Source organism: Amycolatopsis sp. NPDC058340 (assembly GCF_042723975.1).
In the GTDB taxonomy this organism is placed as follows: domain Bacteria; phylum Actinomycetota; class Actinomycetes; order Mycobacteriales; family Pseudonocardiaceae; genus Amycolatopsis.
In genome coordinates, this window is the sequence record NZ_JBHXIB010000025.1 from 92,063 (window position 1) to 114,573 (window position 22,511).

General features: G+C 72.1%; 2 protein-coding genes. Both read left to right on the forward strand.

All coding sequences use genetic code 11. The annotated features are described in order from the left end of the window. Positions 1–12 precede the first annotated feature (12 nt). The gene (locus ACFWIW_RS25575) at positions 13–17,148 is read left to right on the forward strand and encodes an SDR family NAD(P)-dependent oxidoreductase (RefSeq protein ID WP_378370772.1); all 17,136 of its coding nucleotides are present in this window, start codon (positions 13–15) and stop codon (positions 17,146–17,148) included. A 3-nt stretch (positions 17,149–17,151) separates the two neighbouring features. After that, the gene (locus tag ACFWIW_RS25580) at positions 17,152–22,359 is read left to right on the forward strand and encodes an SDR family NAD(P)-dependent oxidoreductase (RefSeq protein WP_378370773.1); all 5,208 of its coding nucleotides are present in this window, start codon (positions 17,152–17,154) and stop codon (positions 22,357–22,359) included. The last annotated feature ends 152 nt before the right edge of the window (positions 22,360–22,511 follow it).

A 22,511-nucleotide genomic window follows, 5' to 3' on the forward strand; every position in this document is an offset into this window, starting at 1 on the left:
CCTGGAGCTGCGATGTCCACATCCGAGAACAAGGTCGTCGAGGCCCTGCGGGCGGCGTTGAAGGAAGCCGACCGCCTGCGCGGGGAGAACCGGCGCCTGACCGGCGAGCCCATCGCGATCATCGGCATGGCCTGCCGTTACCCGGGCGGGGTCCGCTCGCCGGAGGAACTGTGGGACCTGGTCGCCGGGGAACGCACCGGCCTCACCGGATTCCCGGCCGACCGCGGCTGGGACCTCGACGGGCTCTACGACCCCGAGCAGGGCAAACCGGGCAAGAGCTACGTGCGGGAAGGCGGCTTCCTGCACGACGCCGCCAAGTTCGACCCGGCGTTCTTCGGGATCTCACCGCGTGAGGCGCTGGCGATGGACCCGCAGCAGCGGCTGCTGCTGGAGATCTCCTGGGAGGCGATCGAACGCGCGGGGATCGCCCCGGATTCCCTGCGGGGCAGCCGGACCGGCGTGTTCGCGGGGGTCATCCACAACGAGTACTCGGCCATCGCGGGCACGCCGCCCGCGGATCTCGAGCCGTATCTCGGCAACGGGAGTTTCGCGAGTATCGCCTCCGGCCGGGTTTCCTACACCTTTGGTCTCGAAGGCCCCGCGGTCACTGTCGACACGGCGTGTTCGTCTTCGCTGGTCGCGCTGCATCTGGCGGCGCAGGCGCTGAGGCAGGGTGAATGCTCGCTGGCGCTGGCGGGCGGGGTGACCGTGATGGCCAACCCGGCGGCGTTCGTCGACTTCAGCCGTCAGCGCGGGCTCGCGCCGGACGGGCGGATCAAGGCGTTCGCCGAAGCCGCCGACGGCACGGCCTGGGGTGAAGGCGCGGGCATGCTGCTCGTCGAGCGGCTTTCGGACGCCAAACGCAACGGGCATCGCGTCCTCGCCGTCGTTCGCGGTTCCGCGGTGAACCAGGACGGCGCGTCGAACGGGCTCACCGCGCCGAATGGTCTTTCCCAGCAACGGGTGATCCGGCAGGCGCTGGCGAACGCACGACTGGCACCGTCCGATGTGGACGCCATGGAGGCGCACGGCACGGGTACCCGGCTCGGCGACCCGATCGAGGCGCAGGCACTGCTGGCCACTTACGGCCAGGACCGGACCACGCCGCTCTGGCTCGGCTCGGTGAAGTCCAATATCGGGCACAGCCAGGCCGCGGCCGGGGTTGCGTCGATCATCAAACTCGTCGAGGCGATGCGGCACGGCGTGCTGCCGAAGACGCTGAACGTCGACACGCCGACGTCCCATGTGGACTGGTCCGAGGGTGCGGTCTCGCTGCTGACCGAGGCCGAGCCGTGGCCGAAGACGGATCGCCCCCGGCGGGCCGCGGTGTCCTCGTTCGGGATCAGCGGGACGAACGCGCACGTCGTCCTCGAACAGCCCGCCGCCGAAGAAGAACCGCCCTCCACCCTCAGGGGCCCGGTGCCGTTCCTGCTGTCCGGCAAGAGCGAAGCCGCCTTGCGTGAGCAGGTCGCGCGCGTGCGGGAACTCGCGCGGGACGCGGACGTCACCGCGGCCGATCTGGCGTTCTCGCTGGCCACCACGCGGACAGCGCTGGAGCATCGGGCCGCCGTCGTCGGCACGCTGGACGATCTGCTCACCGCCACTTTGGTGGAAGGGCGGGCGACGGACGGCGGGACGGCGTTCCTGTTCACGGGCCAGGGCAGTCAGCGGTTCGGGATGGGTCGTGAGCTGGCCGAGCGTTTCCCGGTGTTCGCCGAGGTCTTCGATGAGGTCTCGTCGAGGTTCGAGCGGCCGATCAAGGAGCTGACGGCCGAGGAGCTGAATCAGACGGCGAACACGCAGTGTGCGTTGTTCGCCTTCGAGGTGGCGTTGTTCCGGTTGGTGGAGAGCTGGGGCATCAAGCCGGACTTCCTGGCCGGGCACTCGGTCGGGGAGATCGCGGCGGCTCATGTCGCGGGTGTGCTCTCGCTGGAAGACGCCGTGACGCTGGTGTCGGCTCGTGGTCGCCTGATGCAAGCCTTGCCCGCTGGTGGTGCGATGGTGGCTTTGCAGGCGAGCGAGGCGGAGGTCGTTCCGCTGCTGACGGAACGGGTTTCGTTGGCGGCGATCAATGGTCCGGAGTCGGTGGTCGTCTCGGGTGACGAAGACGCCGTCACCGCGGTGGTGTCGCACTTCGAGGGACGCAAGAACAAACGACTCGTGGTGAGCCACGCGTTCCATTCGCCGCTCATGCAGCCGATGCTCGAAGAATTCCGTGTGGTGGTCGAGGGGTTGACCTTCGCCGAGCCGCGGATCCCGATCGTGTCCGGCGGCCTGGCGAATGTGTCCACTTCGGACTACTGGGTCCGTCATGTGCGTGACGCGGTGCGGTTCCACGATTCGGTCGAGTTCCTGGCAGCCGAAGGTGTCACCCGCTTCCTGGAGATCGGGCCGGACGCCGTCCTGACCGCCATGGCCAAGGAGAGCGCCGAGGACGCGGTCGTGTTCCCGGCGTCGCGGCGGGACCGGCCCGAGGTGACGACCCTGCTGGCGGCGGTCGCCGGACTGCACGTCCATGGGGCCGAGGTCGACTGGGCGCCGCTGTTCCCCGGGGCACGTCGTGTCGACCTGCCCACGTATCCGTTCCAGTACGAACACTTCTGGCTCGAATCCGGTGCCGCGCACCGAGACGTTTCCGCCGCTGGGCTGGACGCGTCGCCGCACGCCCTGCTCGCCGCCGCTGTCCGGCCGGCGGGCGAGGACGAGATCCTGCTGACGGGCAGGATCTCGCTGAGCACGCTGCCGTGGCTGGCGGACCACGTCGTCGGCGGAACCGTGCTGCTGCCCGGCACGGCGTTCGCGGAACTCGCGCTCGCGGCCGCCGACGAGGCCGGTTGCGAAGCCGTCGAGGAACTGAATCTGGAAGCACCGCTGGTGCTGCCCGGGAAGGGCGGTGTCCAGCTGCAGGTCGCGGTCGGGGCCGCCGACGACCAGGGCAGGCGCTCGGTCACCGTGCACGCCCGGCCGGAGGACGACGACGTCTGGGTGCGCCACGCCTCCGGCGTCCTCGGCACTGGACTGTCCATACAGGACGAGATGACCGAGTGGCCGCCCTCCGGGGCGGAACCGGTCGACATCGAAGGCTTCTACCCGGATCTGGCGGCCGAAGGGCTCGGCTACGGTCCTGCCTTCCAGGGTGTCCGTGCCGTTTGGACCCGCGACGGCGACGTGTTCGCCGAAGTCCAGGTGGACGACACTCCCGGCACCTTCGGGATCCACCCCGCGTTGTTCGACTCCGCCCTGCACGCGATCGGTGTCGGCGAGTCGCGGGGGCTGGAGATCCCCTTCGCCTGGTCGGATCTCCGCCTGCACGCCGACGGCGCGACCGTGCTCCGGGTCCGGCTCAGCCCCGCGGGCGACGGCGCCGTCTCCGTTTTCGCCACCGATCCCGCCGGAGCACCGGTGCTGTCGGTCGGTGCGCTCAGCCTGCGGGCTCCGGCCGCCGCGGCCAGCTCGCTTCCCCGCGACTCGCTGTTCCGCGTCACCTGGACGCCGGTGGCGGTGCCCACCGGAGAAGCGGAACCGGCCGTCGAGTCCTGTGTGGACTTCGCGGACGTCCGGCATGCGACGACGCACGCCTGGGAGATCGCCGTGGAGCCGGGCGAGGCTCCCGTGGTGTTCCTGACCAGCGGAGCGTTCACCGATCCGGCGCAGGCGGCGGTCTGGGGGCTGGTGCGCTCGGCGCGGGAGGAGTATCCCGGCCGGTTCGTGCTCGTCGACGCCGAAGAACCCGCCGCGCTCACGGCCGGGCTGCTGGCCGGGATCGTGGCTTCCGGCGAGACCGAAGCCCTCGTGCGCGACGGCGAGGTCCGCGTTCCGCGGCTCACCCCGGTGCGCGAGGGCGAAACCGGGCCGGGCTGGGATCCGGCGGGAACCGTCCTGGTCACCGGTGGCACCGGCGCGCTCGCCGCCGAACTCGCCCGGCACCTCGTGACGCACCGTGGCGTGCGGAACCTGATCCTCGCCGGCCGACGCGGTCCCGCCGCGGAAGGCGCGGGCGAACTGGCCGCCGAACTGGCGGACCTCGGAGCCGAGGCCAGGGTCGTCGCCTGCGACGTCGCGGACCGCGCCCAGCTGACGGCGTTGCTCGACGGCGTTCCGCTGACCGCCGTCGTCCACGCCGCCGGTGTCCTCGACGACGGCCTGCTCGGGGATCTCACACCGGACCGGTTCGAGACCGTGCTGCGGTCCAAAGTGGACGCCGCGCTCCTGCTGGACGAACTGGCCGGCGACGCCCACCTCGTGTTCTTCTCCTCCGCGGCCGGTGTGCTCGGCAGCGCGGGGCAGGCCAACTACGCCGCCGCCAACGCCGCCCTCGACGCGGTGGCCGCGCGCCGCCGGGAACGGGGGCTGCCCGCGACCTCGCTCGCGTGGGGGCTCTGGGAGACCGGCGACGGGATGGCGGGAGCGCTCGCCGGGGCCGATCGCGCGCGGATGGCGGGCTCCGGTCTGCTGCCGCTCCCGGTCGGCGACGCCTTGACCCTCTTCGACTTCGCCGTGGGGACAGCGGAAGCACTGTTCGTGCCGATGCGGCTCGACGTGCCCGCCCTGCGCACGAGCGTCACCGACGTCCCGCTGCTGCGGGCCTTCGCCGGGAAGTCCCGGCGGACCGCGTCGGCCGCCCCCGCCGCGCGGGAGTTGCGTGACCGGCTGGCGACCCTGCCCGCGGAGGAGCGGGACCGGGAACTGCTCGCGCTGGTACGTGGCCAGGTCGCGGACGTGCTCGGCCACCGGGACGCCGGGTCCGTCGAACCGGCCCGTCCGTTCCGGGAGCTCGGTTTCGACTCGCTGACCGCGGTGGAACTGCGCAACGGCCTCAACGCCGCGTCCGGGCTCAGGCTGCCCGCGACCGCGGTGTTCGACCACCCCACCCCCAAGGCGCTCGCCGAGCTGCTCGCCGCCGAACTGTTCGGCGCCGCGCCCGGCGTCCCGGTTCACACGCCCACGACCGTGGCCGACGAGCCGATCGCCATCATCGGGATGGCGTGCCGCTATCCCGGCGGGGTCGCCTCGCCCGAGGACCTCTGGCGGCTGGTCGCGGAAGGACGCGACGGAATCTCGCTCTTCCCGGCCGATCGCGGTTGGGATGTCGACGGCCTCTACGACCCGGACCCCGGCAAGGCGGGGAAGAGCTACGTGCGCGAGGGCGGATTCCTCCACGAGGCGGGGGATTTCGACGCCGGTTTCTTCGGGATCTCGCCGCGTGAGGCGCTGGGCATGGACCCACAGCAGCGGCTGCTCCTGGAGGTCTCGTGGGAGGCCTTCGAACGGGCGGGGATCGATCCCGGAACGCTGAGGGGCAGTGATACCGGCGTGTTCGCCGGGCAGATGTACCACGACTACCTCACCGGTGCCACGGTCGTTCCCGACGACGTCGAGGGCTACCTCGGCACCGGTAACTCCGGAAGCGTGCTGTCCGGACGGGTTTCCTACACCTTCGGGCTCGAAGGCCCGGCCGTCACGGTCGACACCGCCTGCTCGTCGTCGCTGGTCGCGCTGCATCTCGCGGCACAGGCGTTGCGGCGCGGCGAATGTTCGCTGGCGCTGGCGGGCGGGGTGACCGTGATGGCCACCCCGGAGACCTTCGTCGACTTCAGCCGTCAGCGAGGCTTGGCGCCGGACGGCCGCTCGAAGTCCTTTTCGGACGGTGCGGATGGCACGTCCTGGTCCGAAGGCGTCGGCATGCTGCTCGTGGAGCGGCTCTCCGACGCCGAGCGCAACGGGCACCGGATCCTTGCCGTCGTCCGGGGTTCCGCGGTGAACCAGGACGGCGCGTCGAACGGGCTGACCGCGCCGAACGGTCCTTCGCAGCAGCGGGTGATCCGGCGGGCCCTGGCCGACGCACGACTGGAACCGTCCGAAGTGGACGCCGTCGAAGCGCACGGGACCGGGACCACACTGGGTGACCCGATCGAGGCGCAGGCCCTGCTGGCGACCTACGGCCAGGGCCGGCAGGACACCGCGCTGTGGCTCGGGTCGATCAAGTCGAATATCGGGCACAGCCAGGCGGCCGCCGGGGTGGCGGGCGTGATCAAGATGGTCGAAGCGATGCGTCGCGGGATGCTGCCGAAGACGCTGCACGTGACCGAACCCTCGTCCCATGTGGACTGGACGGCGGGAGCCGTATCCCTGCTGACCGAGGCACGGCCGTGGCCGGAGGCCGGACGGCCCAGGCGTGCCGCCGTGTCGTCGTTCGGGATCAGCGGCACCAACGCGCATGTCGTCCTGGAGCAAGGGCCCGCACCGGCAGAGGTCGCAGAGGCCGGTGACGGCACGGTGCCGTTCGTCCTGTCCGCCGGGAGCGAGGCGGCCCTGCGCGACCAGGCGCTGCGCTTGCGGGACTTCCTGGCCGAGACGCCCGCCGCCCTGGCCGACGTCGCCTTCTCGCTCGCGACCACCCGCGCGGCCCTCGAACACCGGGCCGCCGTCGTGGCCGGAGACCGCGAAACCCTGCTGGCCGGGCTCGAGAACCTCACCGTCACCGGCCGCGCGACGGAGGGCCGGACGGCGTTCCTGTTCACCGGTCAGGGCAGTCAGCGACTTGGGATGGGTCGTGAGCTGGCCGAGCGTTTCCCGGTGTTCGCCGAGGTCTTCGATGAGGTCTCGTCGAGGTTCGAGCAGCCGATCAAGGAACTGACGGCCGAGGAGCTGAATCAGACCGCGAACACGCAGTGCGCGTTGTTCGCCCTTGAAGTGGCGCTCTTCCGCCTGGTCGAAAGCTGGGGCATCCGGCCGGACTTCCTGGCCGGTCACTCGGTCGGCGAGATCGCGGCGGCTCATGTCGCGGGGGTGCTTTCCCTCGACGATGCCGCCAAGCTGGTGTCGGCGCGAGGCCGGTTGATGCAGGCCTTGCCCACCGGCGGCGCGATGGTGGCCTTGCAGGCGACCGAAGCCGAGGTCCTTCCGCTGCTGACGGAGCGGGTGTCGTTGGCGGCGATCAACGGTCCGGAGTCGGTGGTGGTCTCGGGTGACGAAGATGCCGTCGCCGCGGTGGTGTCGCACTTCGAGGGACGGAAGAGCAAGCGCCTTGTCGTGAGTCACGCGTTCCATTCGCCGCTGATGGAGCCGATGCTGGAGGAGTTCCGCGCGGTCGCCGACGGCCTGTCGTATGCGGCGCCACGGATCCCGATCGTGTCGGGTGGTCTGGCAGATGTGTCCACTTCGGACTATTGGGTCCGTCATGTGCGTGACGCGGTGCGGTTCCACGATTCGGTCAAGTTCCTGGAAGCCGAAGGCGTCACGCGGTTCCTGGAGATCGGCCCCGACGGTGTCCTGACCGCCATGGCCAAGGAGAGCGTCGAGGACGCGGTCGTCGTACCGGCGCTTCGGCGTGACCGGCCGGAGGTGGAGACGCTGCTGACGGCCGTGGCCGGACTGCACACGCACGGCGTGGACGTCGATCTGACGGCCCTGCTCGGCGGTGGCCGTCCCGTCGACCTGCCCACCTACGCCTTCCAGCACCGCCGCTTCTGGCTCTCCTCCGCCGGCGCGGCGGGCGACGTCACCGCCGCCGGGCTCGGCACCCCCGATCACCCGTTGCTCGGCGCGGCCGCGGCATTGCCCGGCGACGGCGGGTTCCTGCTCACCGGCCGGTTGTCCGGGCACGCCCAGCCGTGGCTGGCCGAACACCGGGTCGGCGGCGTGGTCCTGCTGCCCGGTACGGCGTTCGTCGAGATCGCCCTGCGCGCGGGGGACGAGGCGGGCTGCGGCCACCTCGAAGACCTCACCCTGGAAGCGCCGCTCGTGCTGCCCGAGCGTGGTGCGACGCAGCTGTCCGTGCTGGTCGGTTCGGCCGACGACACCGGTCGCCGGACCGTCGAGATCCACTCGCGCGAGGAAGGCGAAGACGGCTGGCAGCGGCACGCGACCGGGTTGCTTTCGGCCGCCGGAGCCGCCGAACCGGCCGGGCTGACCACCTGGCCGCCCGAGAACGCCGAAGCCGTCTCGGTGGAGGACGTCTACGAGCGGCTCGCCGCCACCGGTCTCGAGTACGGGCCCGCTTTCCGTGGTCTCCGGGCGGCGTGGCGAGCGGGTGAAGACCTGTTCGCGGAGGTCGAACTCCCGGAGGATCAGCACGCTGAGGCGGCCCGGTTCGGCTTGCACCCGGCGCTGCTCGACGCCGCGCTCCACACCCTCGGCCTCGCGGGCGGTGACGACGGCACACGGCTGCCGTTCGCCTGGTCCGGAGTGCGCCTGCACGCCGCGGGCGCGACCCGGCTCCGTGTCCGGCTGCGGCCGTCCGGTCCCGACGGGTTCGCGGTCCTGGTCGCCGACGGCACCGGCCGCCCGGTCGTCTCGGCGGAAGAACTGACGCTGCGCGAGATCTCGGGCGACGCCTTGGCGCGCAAGGGCCACGACTCGCTCTACCGGGTCGGCTGGCGTCCGGTCCCGCTCCCGGAGACCGGTGAAGCCCTGGAGTCCGTTTTCTCCGTGCCGTTCGGCGGCGACTCCGCCGAGCGTGTCCACGAGACGACGGCCGCCGTCCTCGAAGTCGTCCAGCGGTGGCTCGACGACGAACCGAGCGGTCCGCTCGTCGTCCACACCCGGGGCGCGGTCGCCGCGGGCGAGGGCGAAGCGGTGACGGACCTCGCGCACGCCGCGGTCTGGGGACTGGTGCGCGCCGCGCAGTCGGAGAACCCCGGGCGGTTCGTGCTGGTCGACGCCGAGACCCCGCCCGACGGCCGGGTCCTGGCCGTCGACGAACCGCAGCTCGCTCTGCGGGACGGCCGGGCACTCGCGCCGCGTCTGGCCACCACCGCCTCGTCCACGGAACTGACCCCGCCCGAGGGCGCCTGGCGGCTGGACACCACCGGCCGCGGCACCCTGGAGAATCTCACGCTGGTGCCGTCACCCGAAGCGGTCGCGCCGCTGGCCAAGGGCGAGGTGCGGATCGCGGTGCGGGCCGCCGGGCTCAACTTCCGCGACGTCCTGATCGCGCTGGGCATGTACCCCGGCGCGGCCACCCTCGGCAGTGAGGGCGCGGGCGTGATCACCGAGATCGGGCCCGGTGTCACCGGCCTCGACGTCGGCGACCGCGTGTTCGGCCTGATGTCGAACGGATTCGGGCCCCAGGTCGTCACCGACCACCGGACGCTGGCGAAGATGCCGGAGGACTGGTCGTTCGCCACGGCGGCCTCGGTCCCGATCGTGTTCCTCACCGCCTACTACGGCCTGTTCGACCTCGCGCGGCTCGAAGCGGGGGAGTCGATCCTGGTGCACGCGGCGGCCGGTGGCGTCGGCATGGCGGCGACCCAGCTGGCCCGCCACGCCGGGGCCGAGGTGTTCGGCACCGCCGGACCGGGCAAGTGGGAAACCCTGCGTGCCAATGGTTTCGACGACGCCCACCTCGCCTCCTCGCGTGACCTCGGGTTCGAGGAGAAGTTCCGCGCCGTCACCGCCGGACGCGGTGTCGACGTCGTCCTGAACTCGCTGGCGGGTGACTACGTCGACGCGTCCCTGCGGCTGCTGGCCCCGGGCGGACGGTTCGCCGAGATGGGCAAGACCGACATCCGCGAACCCGGGGAGACCGGGGTCGAGTACCACCCCTTCGACGTGATCGACGCCGGACCCGAGCGCATCCACGAGATGCTCGCCGCGCTGCTGGAGCTGTTCGCCGCCGGGGCGCTGACGCCGTTGCCGGTCACCGCCTGGGATGTCCGGCGCGGCCGTGACGCGTTCCGTTTCCTCAGCCAGGCCAAGCATGTCGGCAAGAACGTCCTGACCATGCCCGCCGCGCTCGATCCCGGCGGCACCGTGCTCGTCACCGGGGGAACGGGTGCCCTCGGCGCGCTCTTCGCCCGGCATCTGGTGCGTGAACGCGGGGTCCGGCGCCTGCTGCTGACCAGCAGGCGTGGCCACGACGCCCCGGGTGTAGCCGAGCTGGTCGCCGAACTCACCGAGGCGGGCGCGTCGGTGACGGTCGAGGCGTGCGACGCGGCCGACCGCGACGCGCTCGCCGCCGTCCTCGACGGGATCCCGGCCGCGCATCCGCTGACCGGGGTGGTGCACACGGCGGGGGTTCTCGACGACGGTCTCGTCGGCTCGCTGACCCCGGAGCGGCTGGCGAAGGTGTTGCGGCCGAAGGTCGACGCGGCGCTGAATCTGCATGAACTGACCAGTGGCGCGGATCTCGCCGAGTTCGTCGTGTTCTCCTCGGCCGCCGGTGTCTTCGGCAACGCCGGGCAGGCGAACTACGCCGCCGCGAACGGTTTCCTGGACGCGCTCAGCGTCCGGCGCGCCGTGCGGGGGTTGCCCGCGCGATCGCTGGCGTGGGGTCTGTGGGCCGAGACGGGCGGGATGGGTGGCACGCTCGGCGAGGCCGAACTGACCAGGATGGCCCAGAGCGGCACCGCCGCACTGTCCACTGAGGACGGGCTGGGGCTCTTCGACGCCGCGAGCGCGCTGGCGGAACCGGTCCTGGTGCCGATGCGCCTGGACGTCACCGCGATGGGCGCGGAGGGACTCCCGCCGTTGCTGCGCGGCCTCGCCCGCGGCCCGGTACGCCGCGCCGCGTCCGGCGGATCCACCGGTGACGCGGACTCGTTGCGAGACAAGCTCCTCGCGGTGCCCGCCGCCGACCGGGAAGCGCTGCTGGTCGACCTCGTGCGCGGCCATTCCGCGACCGTGCTCGGGCACACCGGGGCGGACGCGGTCGAGGCCACGCGGTCCTTCCAGGAGATCGGCTTCGACTCCCTGACCGCCGTCGAACTGCGCAACCGGCTCACCGCCGCCACCGGGCTGCGGCTGCCGGCGACGCTGATCTTCGACTATCCGACCCCGGAAGCGCTCGCCGCCCACATCGGCGAAGGCGTCCTCGGTTCGCAGGGCGGGCCCGAGACCGGGCAGGCGGCCGTGACGGCCGACGAGCCGATCGCGATCGTCGCGATGAGCTGCCGGTTCCCCGGCCACGCCGACACCCCCGAACGGCTCTGGGCATTGCTGGCCGAGGGCCGGGACGCGCTGGGCGAGTTCCCCGCCGACCGCGGCTGGGACCTGGAGCGGCTGTTCGACACCGACCCGGATCGCCGGGGCACCTCCTACACCCGCCAAGGCGCTTTCCTCGAAAGCGCGGGCGAGTTCGACGCGGGCTTCTTCGGGATCTCGCCGCGTGAGGCGCTGGCGATGGATCCGCAGCAGCGGCTGCTCCTGGAGACGTCGTGGGAGGCGTTCGAACGCGCCGGGATCGACCCGGCGACCCTGCGCGGCAGCCGCACCGGCGTGTTCGCGGGGGTGATGGACAACGAATACGTGTCCAGTTCGGCGGAGGTCCCCGACGGGGTCGAGGGCTACCTGGCCACCGGCACCTCGGCGAGCGTCGCCTCGGGCCGGGTTTCCTACACCTTCGGTCTCGAAGGCCCGGCGGTCACCGTCGACACGGCGTGTTCGTCTTCGCTGGTCGCGCTGCATCTGGCGGCCCAGGCGCTGAGGCAGGGTGAATGCACGCTGGCGCTGGCGGGCGGGGTGACCGTGATGGCCACACCCGGCACGTTCGTCGAGTTCAGCCGCCAGCGCGGGCTGGCCGCCGACGGCCGCTGCAAGGCCTTCGCCGACGGCGCCGACGGCACTGGCTGGGGTGAAGGCGCCGGGATGCTGCTCGTGGAGCGGCTTTCCGACGCCCGTCGCAACGGGCATCCGGTCCTCGCGGTGCTGCGGGGCAGCGCGGTCAACCAGGACGGCGCGTCGAACGGCCTCACCGCGCCGAACGGTCCCTCGCAGCAGCGGGTGATCCGGCAGGCACTGGCGAACGCGAGGCTCGAACCGTCCGAAGTGGACGCCGTCGAAGCGCACGGCACCGGGACCACACTGGGCGACCCGATCGAAGCGCAGGCACTGCTGGCGACCTACGGCCAGGGCCGGGAACGGCCGCTGCTGCTCGGTTCGGTCAAGTCGAACATCGGGCACACCCAGGCCGCGGCGGGGGTCGCCGGGGTGATCAAGATGGTGCTCGCGATGCGGCACGGGACGCTGCCGCGCACGCTGCACGTCGACACGCCGACTTCGCGGGTCGACTGGGCCGAGGGCCGGGTCGAGCTCGCGACCGAGCCGACCCCGTGGCCCGAGACCGGCGGCCCGCGCCGGGCGGCGGTGTCGTCGTTCGGGATGAGCGGCACCAACGCGCACGTCGTCCTCGAACAGGCCGAGGCGGTCGAGACACCGGTTGAAGCGGCGCCGGGCCTGCTCGGTGACGTCGTCGCCTGGCCGCTGTCGGCGAAGGAACCCGAGGCCGTGGCCGCGCAGGCCGCACGGCTGAAGTCGTTCCTGACCGGTGAACGTCCGGTGGACGTCGCCTACTCGCTGGCGACCGCGCGGACCACCTTGGAGCATCGGGCGGTCGTCGTCGGCGAAGACCCGATCGCCGGGCTGGCCGCGCTGGCCGCGGGTGAGCCGTCGGGTTCGGTGGTGACCGGGACCGCGACCAGCGGGAAACCGGTGTTCGTCTTCCCCGGCCAGGGTTCGCAATGGGCCGGGATGGCGGTCGACCTGCTGGCCTCCGCGCCAGTGTTCGCCGAATCGATGGCCGAATGCGAAACGGCTCTCCTGTCCTATGTGGACTGGAAACTGACCGAGGTGCTTTCGGACGCGGCCGAGCTGGAGCGGGTCGACGTCGTGCAGCCCGCCCTGTTCGCGGTGATGGTGTCGCTGGCCCGGCTGTGGCGCGCCAGTGGCGTCGAACCGGCCGCCGTCGTCGGTCATTCCCAGGGTGAGATCGCGGCGGCGTGTGTCGCCGGCGCGCTGTCGCTCGACGACGCGGCACGGGTGGTCTGCCTGCGCAGCAAGGCGATCACGGCGCTTTCGGGCCGGGGCGGCATGGTGTCCGTCGCCGCTCCCGAATCGCGGGTCCGCGAGCTGCTGCCCGAGGGTGTCTCGCTCGCCGCGGTGAACGGTCCCGCGTCGGTGGTGGTGTCGGGTGACGTCGCCGGCCTGGAGGCGCTCATGGCCGCTTGCGAGGCGAGCGGACTGCGTGCGAAGCGGATTCCGGTGGACTACGCGTCGCATTCGGCGCACGTCGACGCCATCGAACAGGACGTCTTGGCCGCACTCGACGGTATCGAGCCGCGGGTTCCGGAGATCCCGTTCTACTCGACGGTGGCCGGGGAGCCGCTCGATCCGGTCGTGGACGCGGCGTACTGGTTCCGGAACCTGCGCGGAACCGTCCACTTCGGACAAGCCGTCCGGCGGTTGCTCGACGACGGTTTCCGGTTCTTCGTCGAGGCGAGCCCACATCCGGTGCTGGTCACCGGGATCGCCGACACCGCCGAGGACGCGGGAGAACGCGCCGTCGCCGTCGGCAGCCTGCGCCGGGACGAAGGAGGGCCGCTGCGGTTCCTCACGTCACTGGCCGAAGCCCACGTCCACGGGCTCAGCCCGGATTGGGCGGCGCTGACCCCCGGTGTTCGCGTCGACCTGCCCACTTACGCCTTCCAGCACGAGCGCTACTGGCTGCGGACGCGGTCTTCCGCCGACCACGGGCAGGCCGGTCTGGACGACGGCGGGCATCCGCTGCTCGGGGCCGTCGTCCCGCTGGCCGGCAGCGACGGCCTGGTGGCCACCGGCCGGATCTCGGCGCGGAACCAGACCTGGCTGCCCGATCACACCGTCGGCGGCGCGCCGCTGCTGCCCGGCGCGGCGTTCGTCGACCTGGCGCTCGCGGTGGGGGAGCGCACCGGCTGCGGCCGGATCGCCGAGCTGACCATCGAGGCGCCGCTCGTCCTCGGGGAGTCCGGGGCCGCGCGGCTGCAAGTGACGGTCGGGGCGTCCGGTGACGACGGCACCCGCGAGGTCGCCGTGTACTCCCGGGATGAAACCGTTGGCACGGAATGGATCCGGCACGCGACCGGCCTGCTCGCCGCGGACGGGGAAACACCCGTGGCGGACCTGACCCAGTGGCCGCCCACGGGAGCCGAACCGATCTCCCTCGAAGGCCACTACGAAGGTCTCGCGGAACTGGGCTACGGCTACGGTCCGGCGTTCCGCGGGCTGCGTGCCGCGTGGCGCCGGGGCGACGACGTGTTCGCCGAAGTCGCGCTCCCGGAGGACCGGATCGCCGAGGCCGCCGCGTTCGGCCTGCATCCCGCGCTCCTCGACGCCGCCCTGCACGCACTGGGCTTCGGGCTGCTCCCCGACGACGGACGGATCCGGCTTCCGTTCTCATGGAACGAGGTCTCGCTGCCGGCCGTCGGCGCGCCGAGCCTGCGGGTCCGGCTTTCCCCGGCCGGGGAGGACGCGGTGACGGTGACTCTCGCCGATGCCGCCGGGGCACCGGTCGCCTCGATCGGTTCCGTGGTGTTCCGGCCGGTCGCGGAGGCGCAGCTCGCCGGTGCCCGGCGGGATCCGGCGGAGTCGCTGTTCCAGGTCCAGTGGACGGATCTGTCCACAAAGGACGTCGTCGCGCCGTCGATCGTCGTGCTCGGTGAGGACTGCGCGGATCTCGCGGAGCTCGCCGAGGATCTCGACGCGGGCAGGCCGTCGCCCGACGTGGTGCTCACGACCTGCGCACCGGTGACCGGCGACCTCGCCGAGGGCGCGCACACCGCCGCGAGGGACGCGCTGGCGCTCGTCCAGAACTGGCTGGCCGACGAGCGGTTCTCCAGTGCCAGGCTGGTCTTCCGCACTTCGGGCGCGGTCTCGGTGGCCGCGGACGAACCGGTGTCCGACCCGGCCAACGCGACCGTCTGGGGTCTCGTGCGCACGGCGCAGGAGGAGAATCCCGGCAGGTTCGGCCTTCTCGACTCCGACGGCTCCGAGGCCGGGTTGGCCGAGGCGCTCGCGCTCGACGAACCCCAGCTCGCAGTGCGGGCCGGAACGGTGCTCGGCGCGCGGCTGGTCAAGGCGTCCGCCGACACCGCGCTCGTCCCGCCCGCCGGCAGCGGCGCGTGGACGGTCGACACGCTCGGCGGCGGCACCCTGGAGAACCTCGTGCTGCGAGACCGGCCCGATCTGCTGGCCCCGCTCGCCGACGGGCAGGTCCGCATCGCCGTGCGGTCGGCCGGGCTCAACTTCCGGGACGTCGTGGTGGCCCTCGGGCTCGTGCCCGGGCAGGAAGGCATCGGCGGGGAAGGCGCGGGCGTGGTCACCGAGACCGGCCCGGGCGTCACCGACCTGGCGCCGGGCGACCGCGTGCTGGGCATGTTCGACGCGTCGTTCGGCCCGGTCGCCGTCGCCGACCGGAAGCTGATCGCGCCCGTCCCGGACGACTGGTCGTTCACCGAGGCCGCGTCGGCGCCCGTCGCTTTCCTGACCGCCTACGTCGGCCTGGCCGACCTCGGCGAGCTGCGGCCGGGGCAGACCGTGCTGATCCACGCCGCCGCCGGTGGCGTCGGGATGGCCGCGGTCCAGCTGGCCCGGCACTTCGGCGCCGAGATCTACGTGACCGCGAGCCCCGCGAAATGGGACACGCTGCGGGCGATGGGCTTCGACGACGACCACATCGCGTCCAGCCGGACCCTCGACTTCGAGGACAAGATCCGCGAGGCGACCGGCGGCCGCGGGGTCGACCTGGTGCTGGATTCCCTGGCCAGGGAATTCGTCGACGCGTCCCTGCGACTGGTGCGCGCAGGCGGCCGGTTCGTGGAGATGGGCAAGACCGACATCCGCGACGCGGACGAGGTCGCGGCCGCGTATCCCGGCGTCACCTACCGCGCGTTCGACCTGATCGACTCCGGGCACGACCGGATCCAGGAGATCCTCGGCGAACTCCTGGCACTGGCGGGCAAGGACGTGATCCGGCCGCTGCCGACCACCGCGTGGGACGTCCGGCGCGCCCCCGAGGCGTTCCGGTTCCTCAGCCAGGCCAAGCACACGGGCAAGATCGTGCTGGAGCCGCCCGCCGTCCTCGACCCCGAGGGCACGGTGCTGATCACCGGTGGCACCGGCGTGCTGGGCGGCCTGTTCGCCCGGCATCTGGTGACCACACGCGGCGTCCGTCATCTGCTGCTGACCAGCAGGCGCGGGCTCGACGCCGAAGGCGCGCGGGACCTGGTCTCGGAGCTGACCGGTCTCGGGGCCACGGTGACCGTCGTGGCCTGCGATGTCGCCGATCGCGCCGCCGTCGCCGGACTGCTCGGCTCCGTGCCGCCGGAGCATCCGCTGACCGCCGTGGTGCACACCGCCGGCGTGCTCGACGACGGGCTGATCCCGGCGCTGACCCCGGACCGGCTCGGCACCGTGTTCCGGCCGAAGGTCGACGCCGCGGTCCACCTGCACGAACTGACCCGCGACCTCGGACTGGCCGCGTTCGTGCTGTTCTCCTCGTCCGCGGCGACGTTCGGCGCCGCCGGGCAGGGGAACTACGCGGCGGCCAACGCCTTCCTCGACGCACTCGCCCAGCATCGCCGGGCCGACGGGCTCCCCGGGCAGGCACTGGCGTGGGGCTTCTGGGCCGAGCGGAGCGCGATGACCGGACACCTCGACGAGGCGGACGTGGCCAGGATGAAGCGATCCGGGGTCAGCCCACTGTCCTCTGTGGACGGTCTGGCGCTGTTCGACGCGGCGGGGCAACGGGACGTCGCGGCGCTGGTGCCCGTGCATCTGGACACCAGCGCGCTCCGCGGCGAAGTGCCCGCCCTGCTGCGGGTTCTCGCGGGCGCACCGGCCAAGCGGGTCGCGGGAGCGGCCACCACGGGCGGACCGTCGCTCGCCCAGCGGCTGGCGGGCCTGCCCGCCGCGGACCGGGAGCCGTTCCTGCTGGACCTGGTGCGCTCGCACGCCGCGGCCGCGCTCGGCCACGCGTCGGTCGCCAAGGTCGGCCCCGAGCTGGCCTTCCGCGACCTCGGCTTCGACTCGCTGACCGCGGTCGAGCTGCGCAACCGGCTCGGCGCGGCGACCGGGCTGCGGCTGCCGTCCACGCTGGTCTTCGATCAGCCGAGCCCGGCCGCGCTCGCCCGGCATCTGCTGACGGAACTGGGCGAACCGGCGGGCGACGAGCCCGAGGTGGCGGTGCTGGCCGACCTCGACCGGCTGGAGACCGCGCTGGCCGCCGCGGTCACCGACGACGAGACCGCGGACCGGATCACCGACCGGCTGCGCGCGGTGCTCGCCCGGTGGACCGAGGCCCGCGGCCCGGCCGGGGACGAGGGCGACGGCGATCTGGCCGACGCCAGCGCCGACGAGCTGTTCGACATCTTGCACAAGGAATTCGGAAGGTCGTGACCCGTGTCTGGCGATGAGAAACTGCTGGAGAACCTGAAGTGGGCGACCGGTGAGCTGCGGCGCGCGCGGCGCAGGCTGGTCGAGCTGGAGGAGGCCGGGCACGAGCCGATCGCCGTCGTCGGGATGAGCTGCCGCTTCCCCGGCGGGGTCCGCTCGCCCGAACAGCTGTGGGACCTGGTCGCCTCGGGGACCGACGCGTTGTCGGAGTTCCCCGGCGACCGGGGCTGGGATCTGGGCGGGCTTTTCGATCCCGACCCCGACACCCCCGGCAAGACCTACGTCTCCGAAGGCGGATTCCTTTACGACGCCGGGGATTTCGACGCCGCGTTCTTCGGGATCTCGCCGCGTGAGGCCCAGGCGATGGATCCGCAGCAGCGGCTGCTGCTCGAAGCGGCGTGGGAGGTGCTCGAACGCGCGGGGATCGACCCTGCGGCCCTGCGCGGCAGCCGCACCGGCGTCTTCGCCGGCGTCATCCACAACGACTACACCGGCGTGCTCACCGACATCCCGCCGGAACTGGAGCCCTATCTCGGCAACGGGAACTTCAGCAGTGTCGCCTCCGGCCGCATCGCCTACACCCTCGGTCTGGAGGGACCCGCGGTCTCGGTCGACACGGCGTGCTCGTCTTCGCTGGTCGCGCTGCATCTCGCCGCGCAGTCCCTGCGGCGGGAGGAATGCACCCTCGCCCTCGTCGGCGGGGTGAACGTGATGACCCATCCCGCCGCGTTCGTCGACTTCAGCCGTCAGCGCGGGCTGGCCGCGGACGGCCGCTGCAAGGCCTTCGCCGACGCGGCCGACGGCACCGGCTGGGGCGAAGGCGTCGGAATGCTGCTGGTGGAACGGCTTTCCGATGCCCAGCGCAACGGCCACACGGTCCTCGCGGTGCTGCGGGGCAGTGCCATCAACCAGGACGGCGCTTCGAACGGGCTCACCGCGCCGAACGGTCCCGCGCAGCAACGGGTCATCCGTCAGGCGCTCGCGGACGGCCGGCTCTCGCCAGGACAGGTGGACGTCGTCGAGGGACACGGCACCGGCACCACGCTCGGTGACCCGATCGAGGCACAGGCGTTGCTGGCGACCTACGGCCAGGACCGGGAACGCCCGCTGCTGCTCGGCTCCCTCAAATCGAACATCGGGCATACGCAGGCCGCCGCCGGGGTCGGCGGGGTGATCAAGATGGTGCAGGCCATCCGGCACGGGATCGCGCCGCGCACCCTGCACGTCGACGCTCCTTCGTCGCATGTGGACTGGTCGGCGGGCGAGGTCTCGCTGCTGACCGGGGAACAACCGTGGCCGGAGACCGGGGAACCACGCCGGGCCGGGGTCTCGTCGTTCGGGATCAGCGGCACGAACGCGCACGTGATCCTGGAGCAGGCGCCACCCGTCGAGTCGGAGTCCCTTGTGGACACTCGGGTGCTCGAATCCGCGGCTCTGCCGTTCGTCCTTTCCGGCCGGAGTGAGGAGGCTTTGCGTGCTCAGGCGTCGAAACTGACGGCACATCTGGCAAGCGAGCCCTCCCCGAAGGCCGTCGCGCGAGCCCTCGCCGACACGCGGTCGGCGTTACCGCACCGGGCGGTCGTGCTCGCCGAAGACCTCGGCGAACTGCTCGGCGGCCTGCGTTTCCTAGCCGACGGTGAACCCGCCGCGCGGGTCGTGACCGGTGTGGCCGAGCCGGGTAAAGCCGTTTTCGTGTTCCCGGGTCAGGGTTCGCAGTGGGTGGGGATGGCGGAGGAGTTGTTGTTGTCGGCTCCGGTGTTCGCGGAGTCGATGGCCGAGTGTGAGGCGGCTCTTTCGTCCTTTGTGGACTGGAAGTTGTCCGAGGTGTTGTCGGATGCGGCGGCGTTGGAGCGGGTTGATGTGGTGCAGCCTGTTTTGTTCGCGGTGATGGTGTCGTTGGCGCGGTTGTGGCGGGCGTGTGGTGTGGAGCCTGCTGCGGTGGTGGGTCATTCGCAGGGTGAGATCGCTGCGGCGTGTGTGGCTGGTGCGTTGTCGTTGGATGACGCGGCGCGGGTGGTGTGTTTGCGGAGTAAGGCGATTCTGGCGTTGTCGGGTCTCGGTGGCATGGTGTCGGTTGCTGCCTCGGAGGGCCGGGTGCGGGAGTTGCTGCCCGAGGGTGTGTCGGTGGCGGCGGTGAACGGGCCGTCGTCGGTGGTGGTGTCGGGGGATGTCGCTGGGCTGGAGGCGCTGATCAAGCGGTGTGAGCTGCTGGATGTGCGGGCGAAGCGGATTCCGGTGGATTACGCGTCGCATTCGGCGCATGTTGATGCGATCGAGCACGATGTGGTGTCGGCGTTGGCGGGTATTTCGCCGCAGGCGCCGGTGATTCCGTTTTATTCGACGGTGACCGATGAGCCTCTGGAATTGGATGCTGGGTATTGGTTCCGGAATCTGCGGGGGACTGTTCAGTTCGCTCGGACGGTGGATCGTTTGGTGGAGGACGGTTTCCGGTTCTTCGTGGAGACGAGTCCGCATCCGGTTTTGGTGCCTGGGATCAGTGAAGATGTTGTGGCGTTGGGAAGTTTGCGCAGGGGTGAGGGTGGCGCGGAGCGGTTCGTGCTGTCGCTCGCCGAGGCCCACGCCCAGGGCTTGAGTCCGGAGTGGTCCGCTGTGCTCCCGCCCGCCGAACGGGTCGACCTGCCGACGTATGCCTTCCAGCACAAGCGGTTCTGGCTCGAACCGGGTGCCGCGAGCGGGGACGCGTCAGCGTTCGGGCAGACGGTGGTGGACCATCCGCTGCTCGGCGCCGCCCTGCCGCTCGCGGACGGCGAGGGTCTCGTCCTCACCGGCCGGATCTCGCCGGAGACGCATCCCTGGCTCGCCGATCACGCCGTGCTGGACACCGTGCTCCTGCCGGGTACGGCGTTCGTCGAACTCGTCCTGCGCGCGGGGCGTGAGGCCGGCTGCGACAGCGTCGACGAACTGACCTTGGAAGCCCCGCTCGTCCTCGACGGGCCCGTGGCGCTGCAGGTCGTGCTCGGAGAGCCCGACGAGCGCGGCCGCCGTGCCGTGTCCGTGCACTCGCGGCCGGAGGACTCCGCCGAACCGTGGACCCGCAACGCCCAGGGCACGTTGTCCGCGGGCACTCCGTCGACGGTGTCACTCGCCGAGTGGCCGCCTCCCGGCGCCACCGAAGTGCCGGTGACCGATCTCTACGACCGTTTCGCCGAACTCGGCCTCGCCTATGGCCCGGTGTTCCAGGGACTGCGTGCCGCGTGGCGCCAGGGTGACGACGTGTTCGCCGAGGTCGACCTGCCCGCGGGCGAGGAGGCGGACCGCTTCGGCGTGCACCCGGCCCTGCTCGACGCGGCCCTGCACACCCTCGGCCTCGGAGCCCAGGGCGAAACCGTGCGCCTGCCGTTCACCTGGTCCGGCGTGACCCTCCACGCCACGGGCGCGTCGAAACTGCGGGTCCGGCTCGCCCCGACCGCCGACGGCGGCTCGCTCACCGTGGCCGACGACACCGGCGCCCCGGTGCTGACCGTCGGGGAACTGGGGCTGCGCCCGATCTCCCCGGCCCAGCTCGGACGCCACCGGGATTCGCTGTTCCGGCTCGACTGGGTGCCCGCTCCGGTGGGGTCGGCGCCGGAGGAGCCGGTGGTGTGGCGCTGCCCCGAAGGCGAACTGCGGCCTGTCTTGGAGGAGGTCCTTAAGCGGATCCAGGCGGATTCGACGGCCACCACCGTGGTGCTCACGTCGGGCGCGGTGGCGAGCGCGTCGCCGGATCCCGTGGCGGCCGCGGTCTGGGGTCTGGTGCGGTCGGCCCAGTCCGAGAATCCGGGCCGGTTCGTGCTGATCGACGCGCGGACCGAGGACGAGGTCCGCACCGCGCTGGCGACCGGGGAGGCGCAGGTCGCCGTCCACGACGGCAAACCGCTGGTACCCCGGCTCGCGCGGGTGGCGGCCGCCGACGCTGACGAACCGGACTGGACGCCCGACGACGTCGTGCTGATCACCGGCGGCACCGGGCGGCTCGGGCAGGCGCTGGCCCGGCACCTCGCCGTCCGGCACGGCGTGCGAGGACTGGTGCTGACCGGGCGGACGGGCGTCGGTGCGGAAGACCTCGTCGCGGAGCTGGCGGACCACGGCACCCAGGTCACCGTCGCGGCCTGCGACGTCGCGGATCCGGCGGCGGTGCGCGCACTGCTGGCCGACCATCCGGTGACCGCGGTGGTGCACGCCGCGGCCGTACTCGACGACGGGCTCGTCGACGGCCTGACCCCGGAAAGGCTCGGCACCGTGCTGGCCCCGAAGGCCGACGGCGCCCGCGTGCTGCACGAACTCGCCGGGCCGGTCCGCAAATTCGTCGTGTTCTCCTCGGCGGCCGGGGTCTTCGGCAACCCGGGGCAAGCGGGCTACGCCGCGGCCAACGCGTACGCCGACGCGCTCATGCTCCGGCGTCGTGCCGAGGGGCTGCCGGGGGTCTCGCTCGCCTGGGGTTTCTGGGCGGAACGTAGCAAGCTGACCGGCGAACTCGACGACACCGACGTCCGCCGGATGGCCCGTGCGGGTGTCACCGCGCTGTCCACCGAGGACGGACTGGCGTTGTTCGACGCCGCCGTGGCCGGCCGGGACGGGCTGCTCGTCCCCGCCAAGCTCGACCTGACCGCGTTCCGGGGCCGCGCGGCCGCCGAGATCCCTGCCCTGCTGCGTGGCCTGGTGCGCGTCCCCGCGCGACGGGCGGGGGAGGCGTCGGGCACGGCCGAGGCGCTGAAGCGCGACCTCGCGGGGAAGCCGGAGGCCGAACGTGTCCGGCTGCTGCTGGAAGTGGTGCGGGCGCGGGTGGCGGCCGTGCTCGGGCACGAGTCGGCCGACGCGATCGCCGAAGACCGCGGATTCCTCGAACTGGGCTTCGACTCGCTGACCGCCGTGGAACTGCGCAACCGGCTCGCCGAGGCGACCGGACTGCGGTTGCCGCCCACGCTCGTGTTCGACCGGCCCAACGCCGGAGCGCTCGCGGCCCACCTGGCGGCCGAACTGGCCACCGAGGCCGCCGGACCGGGCCTCGACGCCGAACTCGACCGGTTCGCCGCCGCGCTGACCGCGGCCGACCCCGGAGAGGCCGAACGGGCCCGGCTCACCGCCCGGCTGCGGGCCCTTCTCGGCACGCTCCAAGGGGGCGAGGACACGGCCGCGGAAATCGACGGGAAACTCGAATCGGCGGACGATGAGGAAATGTTCGCCTTCATCGACAATGTGCTGAAACCCGGCTGAGTGGTAAGAATGGTTTCGACCTGTCGCGAAAGCCACTTTCGGGACGTCATATGTCTCGAAAGTGGGGTTTGGGGCACCCCCCCCCGCCGGCGGGGGGGCCCCAACTGAGTGGGTTTTAAAACAAAGGAGCGGCCCGCGGGAGTGGGGGGGGT

Bases quoted from the DNA above. Each gene is read 5' to 3' on its own strand.
- ACFWIW_RS25575 (WP_378370772.1), top strand. From the start codon at position 13: ATGTCCACATCCGAGAACAAGGTCGTCGAGGCCCTGCGGGCGGCGTTG.